The following is a 14,263-nucleotide window of genomic DNA, read 5'->3' as shown; positions in this document are numbered from 1 at the left end:
GAATCCGAAGAAGATAGGTGGGGAATAACTGCCTGTAAAAGCCCGATGGGTCAACTAACCATCAGTGGTGGATGAAAAAAACCACAGATGGAAGTTGCACTTTATGCGAGCTTTCCATTCTCAAATTATTAAACGATAGAAAGCAGGATTACATTACAATGGAACGTTTATGGACAAAAAACTATATAATGCTGACAATGACAGCATTATTACTATTTAGTGGTTTTTATTTACTAATGCCAACACTACCTATGTTTATTAAACAATTAGGTGGAAGTGAATCTCAAGTTGGATTTATTATTGGAGTGTTTACTATATCAGCAGTAATTTTTCGTCCTATTATTGGAGGATTAATGGATCGATATGGTCGCCGAGTATTTATAATAAGCGGACTACTATTTTTTGCAATTACAATGTATTTTTATGATTGGGTAACAGGAGTTATATTTTTAGTGGTATTACGTATCCTCCATGGAATCGGCTGGGCAATTGCTACAACTTCGATAGGAACGGCTGTGACTGATGTGATTCCACAATCTCGTCGTGGAGAAGGAATGGGATGGTATGGACTTGCAATGACTTTAGGCATGGCTTTAGGACCAATATTAGGTCTTTGGGTAGCAAAATCATTTTCATTTCACTATCTATTTCTTCTATGCACAGCATTAGCAATTATTGCATTTATACTTGCACTTGGTACAAAAATTCCAGCAGTTCAAAATACATCAAAAAAACCAATATCATTTTTTGAAAGAACAGTCTTACCGATAGCTATTGTTACATTTTTCCTGTCCCTAACTTTTGGTGGCATTACAACATTTTTACCACTGTTTGCGGCAGACATTCAAGTTAATGCTGGTACTTTTTTCTTAGTTTATGCTGTCACGCTTACAATAATTAGACCGCTTGCAGGGAAGATATCTGATAAACATGGAGAAGGAGTCATTATTGTTCCTGCGCTTTTTACACTGATTGCTGCGCTATTAGTCCTAACAATGACAAAAGGGCTTGTTGGACTAGTTATTACAGCTATTTTATATGGAATTGGATTTGGATCAGCACAACCGGCTCTTCAAGTAGCAACTATACGATTAGCTCCACCAGAGAAAAGAGGTGTAGCGAATGCTACATTTTTTACTGCTTTTGATTTAGGGATTGGTTTAGGCTCTATGATTCTAGGATTTGTTTCACAGCTCATGGGATATCAAATGCTATTCATTGTTTGTGCTGTATCTGGGTTTGTTAGTCTGTTAATTTTTATTTTGTTTGTAAAAAAGACATTAAAATAACTTTTTAAATTATGGAAAAAGCGCTATTCTTTTTGTAGAAATATACAGAAAGGATAGTGTTTTTGATATAAACTTATCGATTTCTGATGAACTACAATTGTTTTCTCAAGAATTTCAACAACTAATGTCACCACAACCTTTGGAACAGTTAGCTAGAGAAATAGAGTTCATTTGGTATGCAGATTTTTAAATAGTTCATATCAATTCTTTAGAAAACAGTAAAAAACTAGTTGAACGGATTTTTACTTAATCATAGTTTGATGGGCATGTGGTACTACCCTAAGTAGCACACTTGCTAAACCATTTGATCAAGTACTTGAAATATAGTTTGAATTCCAGTTGGAATAAGGGATTTATTTGTATTTCTTACATCTATTTTAATAATATTTTCTTTATAAGAATTTGATAAATAGTTTTCATTAATACTCCTCAGCAGCACATTTTCAGCATTCAACTGTTGAATCAATTCAGTTAGATTGATATTTTGAGGCAAAGTAAAATGTAGTTTTGTATCGAGAGAAATTGGTCGTTTATAGTCAATGCTAATTGAACACTCCTTTACCTGTCTTTCAAATTCTAGATGTAATAGCATAGCTTTTTTGGCATACCTTTTTGCAAGAAGCGTACTATGCGAAGTAAACATCCGACTTTTTAAGTAAAGTTCCAATGCTCCCTGTGTAATAAGACTTGTATCATAATCAATCACACGTTTTAGTGCTAAAAAATTGCTTAGAATATTGTCAGGAAGTACCACTACCCCAATTCGTAATCCAGGGAAAATAATTTTGGAAAAACTCTTTAAATAAATGACATGATCATATAAATCATAAGCAAATAACGGATCTGCCTTTTGATCCTGTTCAAAATCTGCTAAATAATCATCCTCTACAATGTAAACATTATATTTTTTTGCCAAAGCTAAAATGGCTAGTTTCTCCTTTTTACTATAAGAAGTTCCAAGGGGATTATGAAATCGTGGAATCGTGTAGAAAAATTTAATATGATTAGTTGCAAAAATGGTTTCCAGCCGGTTTAAATCAATCCCATTTGCATCCCGCTTAATACCGATGCATTTTACACCTGTTGTTTCAACTAATCGATTAAAAAGGTGATATGTTGGTTGTTCAATTAGAATCGTATCCCCCTCATTTGGAAAAAGAATTTGGGTTAATATATAGAGCGCTTGTTGTGTACCTGTTGTAATCACAATTTTTTCATCTTTTGAAAACACTTGGTACTGTACAAGCATCTTTTTAACTTCATGAATTAAGGAAGGCAGTCCATTTACAGTCATGCCATAAGAAAAGAGCCCGCTTTGCTGAATCTCAATGGCTTGGTTTAAACAATGTTGAAAATCTGTATAGGGAAACATCGACTCTGAGGGTGTAGCAGCAGCAAAATCAATCATGGTCGTTTTTTCAGCAGCTCGATGATTAGATGCAGACAATACATAAAAGCCACTTTTAGGAACTGAAAAAATCCGGTGCTGATATTTTAATTCATTTAACGCTTTTAACACTGTTTCTCTACTACACATGTATCGATTTTTCAACTCTCGTATAGAGGGTAATTTCGATCCTTCTGTTAAAAAACCTCGTTCCATCTCTTGAATTAAATCAGCTATAATTCGTTGATATTTCAGCATTTACATACCCCTTTACCGGTACAGATGATGTTTATTGTCATTGTATCCGATACCGGTCCGTTCTACAATGAAGTCGATTAAAGTACAGCGGAAGGAAGGGATCAATTTGAAAATTTTTGTTACAGGAGCAACAGGTGTGATTGGAACAAACCTTATACCGGCTTTAATAGAAAAAGGATATGAAGTTGGAGGGATGACAACGAGTAAGGAAAAAGTTGCATCGTTACAGTCATTAGGGGCAACAGCTTACGTGGGGAATGTATTGGAAAAAGCTCAGGTACAAGCAGCATTTCAAGATTTTCAGCCAGATTTCGTGATACATCAAGTTACTGCACTCAGTAATGGAAGTATATTGGAGAATGCCAAGGTACGTTCAATTGGAACACGACATGTTATTGATGCGGTAAAGGAACTGAACGTAAAACGAGTTATTGCGCAAAGTATTGCCTGGGCATATGAGCCCGGCGAAACGATTGCAACAGAAGAAGACCCTTTAGATATTCATTCAACTGACAAAAGAAGAATTACCATTGATGGTATTATCGCTTTGGAAAATACGATACAAGAAATCCCGAATTCAGTTATTTTAAGATATGGTACACTGTACGGTCCAGGAACTTGGTATGGTAAAGACGGCATAATTGCAAAGCAATTTATGAAGGGTGAAATGAATGTAACGAATGGTGTATTATCGTTTATTCATGTTAAAGATGCGGTGAATGCAACAGTTCAAGCAATAGGTTGGAAAGAAGGGATTTATAATATTGTCGATGATACGCCAGTAAAAGGAAATGATTGGGCATCTTGTTATGTAAAACAGTTACATGCACCAAATCCAAATTATTTACATCGAAAACTACCATGGGAAAGAGGGGCATCGAATCAAAAGGCAAAAAGAATACAAGGATGGAAGTTGCAATACCCTTCTTGGAGAGATGGATTTTTCGTTGAGTGATGAAAAAATACATTCAAGAGCTAAAGACTAGAAAACTACAAAATCAATGGTCTCAAACCATTCTCTTAGTTTTATTTTCTTTATAGTAGAAGGCATACTTAGGATAACGTACTATTTTGCATTAAGACAGAAAAAAGTACGTTATCATAAGCCTTTAGATGTTTAACTGAGATATGATGAGATATTTAGAACGAACCTATAATTGGATGCTCTGTCGATAAATTAAAAATTCTTCAATACTCATCCAACGGTACATCTATAAGTTTGAAAGTTATTAAGGTGCTGAATATGGTATATTTTCTTTTTTAAATAGCACATTTTGCAATAAAACAACTTTAAACTGAAGTGATCGACTCTTTAATCTTCTCCTATTATTATAACTTCTGGTTCGAGATCTACATCAAATTTTGTTTTAACAGTATTTTGAATGTGTGATATTAATTCAAGATAATCGCTAGCAGAAGCTGAACCAACATTGACAATAAAACCAGCATGTTTTGTTGAAACCTGTGCTCCTCCTATTTGTTTTCCTTGGAGCCCGCTATCTTGAATCAACTTCCCAGCAAAATATCCTGGTGGACGTTTGAAAACACTTCCGCAAGATGGATATTCTAGGGGTTGTTTTGATTCTCTCTGGAAAGTAAGTTCGTCCATTTTTGTTTTAATTTCATTGAAGTTTCCCGGAGTTAAGCCAAAAGTAGCTTCTAGAACTAAGTAACCGTTTTGTGCAATACTACTTTTTCTATAATCTAATTCCATTTCATCTTTTGACAGAGTTAAAAAGTCGCCATTTGTATCCAGAACAAGAGCTTCTTGTAGCACATCGGATACTATTCCTCCATAGGCCCCTGCGTTCATATAAAGTGCACCACCTATTGAACCTGGTATTCCACAAGCAAATTCTAATCCAGTTAAGCTACTTTTAAGCGCAAAGCCGGAAACTTCAATAATAGATGCACCACTTTGAGCTTTAATTTTTTTATCCAATAGATAAATATTATTCATCTCAGTTAGAATTAATACTAATCCGCGGATTCCGCCGTCTTTAACAATTAGATTAGAGCCATTCCCTAAAATTGTTATGGGAATATTATATTCTAAAGAATATTTATAAACGTTTTGTACTTCTTGATACGTTTTTGGTGTTATGACAAAATCACCATTTCCACCAGTTTTTGTATATGTGTAGTTACTTAGCGGCTCATTTGTTTTTATGCTATCTGCATTTATTAAAGATAATAAGTCATTGTATATTGTTTTCATTTACGATCTCCTAGAAAAACTTTTACTCTTGAAATGCAATGTGTTGTTTTAGAGCAAGGTTCTTACCGCAATAAGTCGCGAGATAAGCGAATAGAAAAGCAGTACCACCGCTATAAAAGAGGTGGTACTGCCATATTGAGTGACAAGTGTTTTGTTAATTAGAACCCTTGACTTTACAATATCTTTTTAAAATTATACTCCATTTCTCCAGCCATAGCTTCAGGCGTATCACCTGTTTCTCTAAAATCATGGGTATAAATTTGTTCAAACGGACCAAAATTTACTTGCTTATAAAATTCAAAACAGGGGAATCCATCATGTGTTCCTTGAATATCGATACTACCATCATTTATGACATGTACTGTTAATAGGTAGTCAACAGGAGGAGCATATACATTCAATGGGTTGCTAGCACTTGCACTCATTTGAAACTTAACGTCATCAGAACCCCATACAATATTAGTGCACAAAATACCTTCAGTACTTGCTTTTCCTGTTCTCTTATTAACGGAGCCATCTGAATTTGTGACTCTTTCTGTTGTTATACCAGTGTTCGCATATGAGAAAATTTCTTTTTTATAAAAATCTACAACTACTTCTTGTTCAACTCTGGAACGCATAGTGTTTACAGCATATGGTGTAAATTCACGTGAATCACCTTCAAATTGGATTACTTTTCCCGTTTGAATATCCTTCCTAGGTTCAGTCCAGGACATTGGGATAAATACACTTGCTCTAATTTTAACAATGTTAATCATATAGAACCTCCAAAGTTTATTGATATTTTTTAGCGATTCCCATTTCTTTTATAACAAAACAACATAGTCAACTTGGTTGACTATGTACGAATAGTACAATGAAATTCAAATAAAGTCAACTTGATTGACTTTATTTGTAGAGGTTTTATTTATGAATCATCAAGTATTTGGTGGATTGGATCTTACATGTAGCTCCTTAAATCCCCTAAATCTTAACTCCATACATTTTTCAAAAGTTGTTCACATATTGGACATGACTAACTTGTGAACTCCTATTGAAAAAGTTTTTTTATTTAGTACAATATTAGTAACTCGAGAGTTACTAACTAATGAGTTAGTTAGTATGACCACTTTAAAGTGCTGTCTATAGGTAATCTTTATTGTATTTTTTCTTTGAAAAGAAGTTATTTTAAAAAAAGGATGATTTTATTTTGAAAAAGGTGTCTTTGGTTTTTCGTTATCTATTCGCTATTTTCTATCTTTATTCCGCACTTGGGTATTTTTTTGGTTTTATGCAATTACCTGAGATGACAGGCATGGCACAGCAATTAATAAGTGCAGAGGTAGATTCAGGTCTAATGACCTTTGTAAAAATTACGGAGTTAGTTGGAAGTATTTTATTATTCTCTGATCTTCTAGCACCTTTGGCATTAGCTGTATTAGCGCCAATTACTATAAATATTCTTTTCTTTATTTTAGTGCTAAATCCATCAATAACCGTTATAGGAGTAAGTATGTTCTTGGTTCATTTGTTTTTGGTATTGAATTATCGGGAAAGATATATGCTACTTTTCAGAAAAACGGATTCATCTAAACGTTCTCAAAAGACTGCAGCTTAATTATAAAAGCGTTATATACAAGGGGGTGGGTTGATACCCCCTTTTTTTCATTGACATTCCTGTGAACATAAGAATAAGATTTAAGGGTATTGAAAAACTTAATTATACATAGTGTATTATAAGTAACTCAAGAGTTACTAAATTATAAATTCATTAATACTCTACACAGGAGATAGGTGATTATTAAGTGGTTCGGGACCCTAACAAGGCAGAAAAAAGCAGAGAAAGCATTATGAATTCAGCGATTAGTGAGTTTGCGCGAGTTGGTTTTTATCAAGCAAAAATTTCAGATATTGTAGCCAATGCTGGCTTTTCACAAAGAACCTTCTATATTTACTTTAAGAATAAGGAAGCTCTTTACATGGAGATTCTTGAGAACTGGAAGGACAAGTTAATTCAACAATTTATAATTGGGAAAAATGACCCGAATGTTCAAATTACTGTCCGAAGAAGGTGGGAAGAAATATTCAAATTTATGGCGGATAATCCCGATTATACACGAGCCGTTTATTTTATGAATCCTTATATTGAAGAAATAAGAAAAGATATACTGAACTCTTTAATCCAAACTATGACTTCGGGGCAGGAAAATCAAAATCTTAGGAAGAATATAAGTATTGGGATTTTAGCCGAGTCTACTTTAGCAACGATTGAAAGCTTAACTTTACGATACGTATTAAATGGAAAGGAAAGCTCTATATTTCTGGCTGAACAAATATCGGATATATATCTAAATGGGGTTGCACAAAAAAAGCTTAAATAATTGAGAGGAGTCTCTCTGAATGATGCTACTCAACTAAATAAGTTAATTGAAAATGAAACCCCGATAGTAACGGAACCCTTTAATGGAATAACTAATACTTGGAAAAAAGAAAAGGAAAAATAACTCGCATAACTAAATAGTTTAATAAACTATCCCGCATTACTTCAAAAGAGATAATATCATTTTCTCATTCAACGATTTGTGAGTTTGTGAAGAACTTTACTTAAAGGAACGGGTGCAAGAGTTGAAGATCTGCTGCCCTTATTGGCGGCTTTTCCTTTGTGCTAATGAAGCAGTATCAAGGAGACAGTCATTTCAGATACAAATTTTCCTATTTTAAAGGTAATATTCTTTTGCGTGTAGAATTATCAGTAATAATGTCTATAAATTTGAGGTATGGGATGAGAAAAGAACTAATTCCATATTTGACAATTGGTATATTAATTGGATATTTGATGGGTACGTATTCAGAACAAATAGGAATAGGAATATTATTGGGAGCAATATTGAGTGTCCTCATAGCCATAGATAAACAATTAAATAGATAAAATTAAACTCTATCTTGTTAAGCTAACGGGTACAAGAGTTTAAGATCGTAGCTGTCATTTTGGCAGCTTATTTTAATGTGGACCTTCCACACACATGCAATATGTGGTATATTGCGAATATACGTTCTGTATAATAGTTACGATAATGAATATAAGCTAAATGGTTACAATGAAATGTATATGTTCATAAAGGAAGGAAGTGCAAAACGATGGATTTCGAATTAGTTATGCAAGAGCTGGAAGCGCTCGGCAAGGAACGAATTAAAAAGACTTACGTAAGCAATGGTGCACATGAGCCGCTTTTTGGGGTGGCTACAGGTGCAATGAAGCCACTCGCAAAGAAAATCAAGAAAAATCAGCCTTTAGCCGAGCAGCTTTACGCCACCGGGAACTATGATGCCATGTATTTTGCCGGCATCATTGCGGATCCAATGACAATGACCGAGGCGGATTTTGAACGTTGGATAGATGCGGCGTATTTTTATATGCTGTCTGATTATGTGGTTGCAGTCACTTTGGCTGAAACCGATATTGCGCAAGCTGTTGCTGATAAATGGATCGCAAGCGGGGAAGAACTTAGAATGTCGGCAGGCTGGAGCTGTTACTGCTGGCTTTTGGGTAATCGACCGGACAGCGAATTTAGTGCAAGTAAGATTGCCAGTATGCTTGATCAGGTAGAAAATACGATTCACGAATCTCCTGATCGAACAAAATCTGCTATGAATAATTTTATTTACACAGTCGGGATTTCCTATTTACCGCTCCATGATAAGGCGATTGAAACTGCAAAGGCAGTAGGACCAGTCGAAATCAGGAGGGATAAGAAAAAAAGCAGTATTTTGCTTGCTTCCGAGAATATCCAAAAGGAAATAGATAGAGGGAGAATTGGTTTCAAACGCAAATATGTCAGGTGTTAGCATCGTTTGACTACACTAACTGAAACGAGAGCTCCATACATCATTCGAAGGTTGCTGACAAGCAAGTATCGGTGGCTATTCAACAATCGCGCGCTTTAATGGAATAACGAAAAAGAGCCTAATTTCTCAAATTTAAGAGGAATTGGGCTTTTTATATTTAACGTTGTATATTTTCCTGGTGCTACCCCATCATAGAAAGCAAGAATATGAAATATTGTATTTAAACTAAAAGGTGCAAGAGTTGAAGATTCAATAGCCCTATAAAAAAATGCTTTGACATAAAAAAAAAATAATATTATGATATGTGTAACCGGTTACAGATAATGTTTTATAAGAATGTAAAGAACAATATTGAAATATGTGTAACCGATTACAGTTGATTTTTTATAAGGGATGGTTTAGTAGCATGGCAACAATTAGAAGTGTGGCGAAGCTAGCTGGTGTTTCTGTTGCGACTGTTTCACGAGTTTTGAACCAGCGCGGTTATGTTCACATAGAAACAGAAAAAAAAGTGTTAAAGGCCATTAAGGAATTAAATTATACTCCGAGTAGTGTCGCTAGAAGTTTAAATAATAAAAAAACAAATACAATTGGACTGATTTTACCCGATATTACGAATCCGTTTTTTCCAGAGCTTGCACGAGCGATCGAAGATGTCATGCAGATTTATGGTTACACGGTTGTGTTGTGCAACTCAGACGGTAGTGTTGAGAAAGAACAAGAGTACATTGATATTTTAAAACAAAAATATATTGATGGAATCATCATTTCTACAAGTAATTTTGTCATTGATCAAGAACTTTTTTCACAAATTCCAATTGTTACACTTGACCGTCATGTCACTAGCGAAAAGATTCCATCTGTTGAAGGCGGAAACTATGAAGGAGCAAAACTAGCAACAGAGTTTTTATTATCAACTGGTTGTAAACACATTGCCCATCTTCAAGGACCTGAAACAATTAGAAATGCTCGCGAAAGACGAGATGGATACATAGACGTGTTAAAAGCAAAGGGATGTTTTGATGGAAATTTAATCGTTGCTGCTGATTATGATATAAAAAAAGCAACAAAAGTAACCTTTGAATTACTAGAAAGAGATTCAAGTATTGATGGGATTTTTGCAGGGAACGATTTAATGGCGATTGGTGCCCTTAAAGCCATTCAAATGCATGGCTTGCGTGTTCCAGATGATATATCTGTTATCGGATTTGATGGTATTGCTTTAGGAGAAATGATTTATCCTGAATTAACAACGATTGCACAGCCAATTTATGATATGGGTGCAATTGCAGCAAGAATATTAGTGAAATTGATTGAAGAAGTACCGCTCGAATCTACTCATCATAAACTAGATGTCCAGTTGGTTGAACGTAGAACGACGAGGAGGTTATCAACATGAATGGACCAAAAGTAACAGTCATCGGAAGTATGAATATGGATTTAGTTGTGAAAACAGCTGCAATTCCAAAGCTTGGTGAAACAGTGTTTGGACAATCCTTTTCTACTTTACCTGGTGGAAAAGGGGCAAATCAAGCAGTTGCCTGTGCTAGATTAGGTGCAGATGTAAAGATGGTAGGTTGTGTTGGAAATGATGCTTTTGGAACGGAGCTAATTGCCACCTTAAGAAATGAAGGTGTCAATACAAGTTATGTGGAACCGGTACCACATTGTTCAACTGGAATTGCATCCATTAATGTTCAGGAGGGAGACAATTCAATTATTGTCGTTCCAGGTGCTAACTTTGCAGTAACACGGGAAGTCGTTGCAAAAGCAGAGGAAGCAATTAAACAAGCTGATATTGTTTTACTACAGCTTGAGATACCACTTGATGCAGTCACAGAAGCAGTAAATATCGCTAATAAGTATAAAATACCTGTAATAGTAAACCCTGCCCCTGCGCAAATATTACCGAAAGAACTAGTAGATAAAATTACGTATTTAACACCTAATGAATACGAGCTCGCTATATTAATTACAGGACAGCCTGTAGTCGAGAGCAGTTTCAACGAAATGATGTCAAAGCTTCCTGGGAAAGTCGTGATGACAAAAGGGTCAAATGGTGCTTATTTTGTTGATCATAATCTAGAACTCTATCATCAGCAAGCTTTTAAGGTTGAAGCTGTTGATACAACTGGAGCTGGAGATACGTTTAATGCTGTCTTCGCGGTTCAAATTGCTAAAGGTAACAGTGTAAAGGAAGCAATGACTTATGCAGCGATGGCTAGTGCTATCTCGGTCACGAAATTTGGTGCACAAGGCGGGATGCCAACTGCGAAAGATGTTGATGAATGGAAGACGAAATTAGTGGAGGCAGGACGATGAAAAAAATCGGTGTTATTAACTCAGAAATTTCATCCGTACTTGCGAAGCTAGGGCATACAGATTCTATCGTCATTGGTGACTGTGGACTTCCAATTCCTGAACAAGTGAAGCGAATTGATCTTGCTCTAAAGCTTGGTGTCCCGTCATTTATCGAAACGCTTGATACTGTATTAGAAGAAATGCAAGTGGAATCTATCGTAATTGCTGAAGAAATTAGCTCTTGTAACAAAAAAATAGAAGCACAGATAAAAGAACGTTTCCCAAATATAGTGATTGAATATGTGCCACATAAAGAATTTAAGAGTATAACGCGCAATGCGAAAGCAATTATTCGGACTGGAGAAGCCACTCCTTATGCGAATATTATTTTAAAGTCAGGTGTTGTCTTTTAAATTTTAGTGTGAATAGGCTTTACCTTGGGATATTGACAAAAATTGCTCAATTTTGGAAGTTGTCATGTAGATCCCAAGTCACTGTTTTGTCAATGATTATGTAAAGCTACAATAAAAATCTATGAAAAAAGGATGCTTTATGATGAATGTTATTGAAATGAACAATATTTCTAAGTCGTTCAACGGTGTCCCAGTACTAAAAAAGGTCGATTTTTCTTTAAAACTAGGTGAAATTCACGCTCTAATGGGTGAGAATGGTGCTGGAAAATCTACTTTAATGAAAATTTTACTTGGTATATATGATAAAGATGAAGGAATCATCCGCGTTGATGGACATGAATTTTCATTTAAAAGTCCGAAGGATGCAGAAAAACATGGGATTGCTATTATTCATCAAGAATTAAATGTCATTCCTTCCTTATCTGTTATGGAAAATATGTTCCTTGGACGCGATCTTTGTTATGGAAAATCAGGCATCTTAAGAACAGCTGAAATGAACGAAAAAACAAAACAGTACTTGAAACAATTAGGATTAGACATAGACCCTCGAGAAGAGGTTAAAAATCTTTCCATTGGTCAACAGCAAATGATTGAGATTGCACGTGCTCTATCCATTAATGCTAAGGTTCTAATAATGGACGAGCCTACTGCCGCTTTGACGGATCGAGAAATTGAGCATTTGTTTGACATTATGAATGAATTAAAAGCGCAAGGTGTATCAATTGTCTATATATCTCACCGTATGGAAGAAATATTTGCAATGTGTGATCGCATTACTGTACTACGTGATGGAACGTATGTTGGAACCGAAGAAGTGAAGAATTTAGATTTAGATAAAGTCGTTCAAATGATGGTTGGACGCGAGCTCGGTGAACGTTATCCAGAACGTATTCCATATGAAGATGTAGAACGTTTTCGTGTCGAAGGTTTAAGTGATGGAAAACGAATTAAGGATATTTCTTTTTCAGCGAAAAAAGGTGAAATCGTAGGTGTGGCTGGACTGATGGGTGCCGGACGGACCGAGATTGTTAAGGCCTTGTTTGGGGTAACTAAGCAAAGTGGAAAAGTGTATCTAGATGGAAAAGAAGTAGTAATTAAACGACCAATGGATGCCATTAAGCACGGTATTGGTTATGTGACAGAAGATCGTAAGGGAGAAGGGCTTGTTCTTGATTTAAGTGTAAAGGAAAACATTGCACTTCCAAACCTTAATGATATTGCCTCAAAAGGAGTTATTTCTAATCAAAAAGAAAACAAACTTGTTAAGGAAATGATTCAGAAATTACGGATCAAAACGAGCAGTCCATCTTTAAGCGTCAAAGCACTTAGTGGTGGAAATCAGCAAAAAATTGTGTTTGGTAAATGGCTAGGAATTAAGCCGAAATTACTCATCCTTGATGAACCGACTCGTGGAGTCGATATTGGGGCAAAAAAAGAGATCTATGAAATTATGAATGAACTTACCAATGAAGGCGTTACCATCTTAATGATTTCGTCTGAGTTACCCGAAATCTTAGGAATGAGCGACAGAATTCTTGTCATGCATGAAGGAAAACTCGTCACAGAACTAACACGTCAAGAGGCAACACAAGAAACAATCATGCATGCTGCAACGGGAGGGAATTAACGTGCTAACGTCAAAACGCTCAATTAATTTACAACAGATGGGTCCGGTAATTGGACTAATCATCATTACGGTTATTTTATCAGTAATGAATAGTGACTTCTTAACCATGAATAATATCTTAAATGTGCTTCGACAAGTGTCAATTAACGCACTTATTGCTTTTGGAATGACGTTTGTTATTTTAACAGGTGGAATTGATTTATCAGTAGGATCAATACTTGCATTATCTGGAGCTTTAACAGCTGGATTAATGACTGGGGGAATGGATCCATTTCTAGCTATTGTGATTGGACTTTTACTAGGGGCAGCTATGGGCGCTGTTAACGGGATTATAATTTCAAAAGGTAAAGTTGCGCCGTTCATTGCAACCTTAGCAACTATGACAATATTTCGTGGATTAACGCTTGTGTATACAGAAGGTAGACCGATCACAGGGTTTGGATCCGAATCATTTTCTTTACTTGGAGCAGGTTACTTTTTCTTTATTCCAATTCCAGTTATTTGGATGATTATCGTTTTTGCAATCTTGTATTTCATCCTTAAGAAAACAGCTTTTGGACGCCGCGTATATGCAATTGGCGGTAATGAAGAAGCCTCTATTTTGTCCGGTATTAAAGTGGATAAAATCAAAATTATGATTTACACAATTAGTGGGGTGCTGGCTGCTTTAGCAGGAATCATACTAACATCACGTTTAAATTCAGCACAAGCAAATGCTGGCGTTGGATATGAGCTTGATGCTATCGCAGCAGTTGTTTTAGGTGGAACAAGTCTTTCTGGTGGTAGAGGCTGGATCTTCGGTACTCTAATTGGGGCAATGATTATCGGTGTCCTAAACAACGGATTGAATTTGTTAGAGGTATCTTCTTTTTATCAACAAGTGGTCAAAGGTTCTGTTATTCTACTAGCTGTCCTTTTAGACCGAAAAAAATCTAAGTAAGCAAT

Annotated in this window: 13 protein-coding genes; 10 read left to right on the top strand and 3 right to left on the bottom strand. The window is 35.6% G+C overall.

Annotated features, from left to right (window positions below; genetic code table 11):
* Positions 1–158: 158 nt before the first annotated feature.
* Positions 159–1,289 (top strand): MFS transporter, encoded by a 1,131-nt coding sequence (locus QNH20_RS24260; protein WP_283923496.1) that lies wholly within the window; start codon positions 159–161, stop codon positions 1,287–1,289.
* 295 nt (positions 1,290–1,584) lie between these two features.
* Here QNH20_RS24260 and QNH20_RS24255 read toward each other — a convergent pair whose 3' ends face one another.
* The gene (locus QNH20_RS24255) at positions 1,585–2,934 is read right to left on the bottom strand and encodes an aminotransferase-like domain-containing protein (protein WP_283920489.1); all 1,350 of its coding nucleotides are present in this window, start codon (positions 2,932–2,934) and stop codon (positions 1,585–1,587) included.
* Positions 2,935–3,040: 106 nt separating this feature from the next.
* Here QNH20_RS24255 and QNH20_RS24250 point away from each other — a divergent pair, with 106 nt between their 5' ends.
* On the top strand, positions 3,041–3,889 hold the full coding sequence (locus tag QNH20_RS24250) for an NAD-dependent epimerase/dehydratase family protein (RefSeq protein WP_283920488.1): 849 nt from the start codon (positions 3,041–3,043) through the stop codon (positions 3,887–3,889).
* 357 nt (positions 3,890–4,246) lie between these two features.
* Here the strand turns inward: QNH20_RS24250 and murB are convergent, their stop codons facing one another.
* Together murB and QNH20_RS24240 are read right to left on the bottom strand one after the other, a co-directional pair.
* Entirely contained in the window at positions 4,247–5,152 is a 906-nt protein-coding gene (murB, locus tag QNH20_RS24245) for a UDP-N-acetylmuramate dehydrogenase (RefSeq protein ID WP_283920487.1), read from the bottom strand.
* A gap of 173 nt (positions 5,153–5,325) precedes the next feature.
* The gene (locus QNH20_RS24240) at positions 5,326–5,910 is read right to left on the bottom strand and encodes a DUF3238 domain-containing protein (RefSeq protein ID WP_283920486.1); all 585 of its coding nucleotides are present in this window, start codon (positions 5,908–5,910) and stop codon (positions 5,326–5,328) included.
* A gap of 440 nt (positions 5,911–6,350) precedes the next feature.
* Between QNH20_RS24240 and QNH20_RS24235 the strand changes: the two genes are divergently transcribed.
* The 8 genes from QNH20_RS24235 to rbsC all read left to right on the top strand — a co-directional run bounded on the left by QNH20_RS24235 (position 6,351) and on the right by rbsC (position 14,258).
* Entirely contained in the window at positions 6,351–6,749 is a 399-nt protein-coding gene (locus tag QNH20_RS24235) for a DoxX family membrane protein (RefSeq protein ID WP_283923495.1), read from the top strand.
* 187 nt (positions 6,750–6,936) lie between these two features.
* Positions 6,937–7,512 carry a TetR/AcrR family transcriptional regulator gene (locus QNH20_RS24230; RefSeq protein WP_283920485.1) on the top strand — a complete coding sequence of 192 codons (576 nt, stop codon included), beginning with the start codon at positions 6,937–6,939 and terminating at the stop codon, positions 7,510–7,512.
* Positions 7,513–8,269: 757 nt separating this feature from the next.
* Positions 8,270–8,977, top strand: a complete 708-nt coding sequence (locus QNH20_RS24225; RefSeq protein WP_283920484.1) for a DNA alkylation repair protein — start codon at positions 8,270–8,272, stop codon at positions 8,975–8,977.
* Between the two features lie 406 nt (positions 8,978–9,383).
* Complete coding sequence (locus QNH20_RS24220; RefSeq protein ID WP_283920483.1) at positions 9,384–10,376, top strand: LacI family DNA-binding transcriptional regulator; 993 nt, start codon at positions 9,384–9,386, stop codon at positions 10,374–10,376.
* On the top strand, positions 10,373–11,299 hold the full coding sequence (gene rbsK / locus QNH20_RS24215; protein ID WP_283920482.1) for a ribokinase: 927 nt from the start codon (positions 10,373–10,375) through the stop codon (positions 11,297–11,299). The genes QNH20_RS24220 and rbsK overlap by 4 nt, the downstream gene beginning before the upstream one ends.
* On the top strand, positions 11,296–11,691 hold the full coding sequence (gene rbsD / locus QNH20_RS24210; protein ID WP_283920481.1) for a D-ribose pyranase: 396 nt from the start codon (positions 11,296–11,298) through the stop codon (positions 11,689–11,691). The genes rbsK and rbsD overlap by 4 nt, the downstream gene beginning before the upstream one ends.
* 139 nt (positions 11,692–11,830) lie before the next feature.
* A complete protein-coding gene (locus QNH20_RS24205) occupies positions 11,831–13,318 on the top strand; it encodes a sugar ABC transporter ATP-binding protein (RefSeq protein ID WP_481858002.1) in 1,488 nt (495 codons plus the stop codon).
* Position 13,319: 1 nt separating this feature from the next.
* Positions 13,320–14,258 carry a ribose ABC transporter permease gene (rbsC, locus tag QNH20_RS24200; RefSeq protein WP_283920480.1) on the top strand — a complete coding sequence of 313 codons (939 nt, stop codon included), beginning with the start codon at positions 13,320–13,322 and terminating at the stop codon, positions 14,256–14,258.
* Positions 14,259–14,263 lie beyond the last annotated feature (5 nt).

It is taken from the genome of Neobacillus sp. WH10 (assembly GCF_030123405.1).
GTDB lineage: Bacteria > Bacillota > Bacilli > Bacillales > Cytobacillaceae > Neobacillus.
The sequence above is the reverse complement of the archived record's forward strand: the minus strand, read 5'-3'. Positions and strand labels throughout refer to the sequence as shown.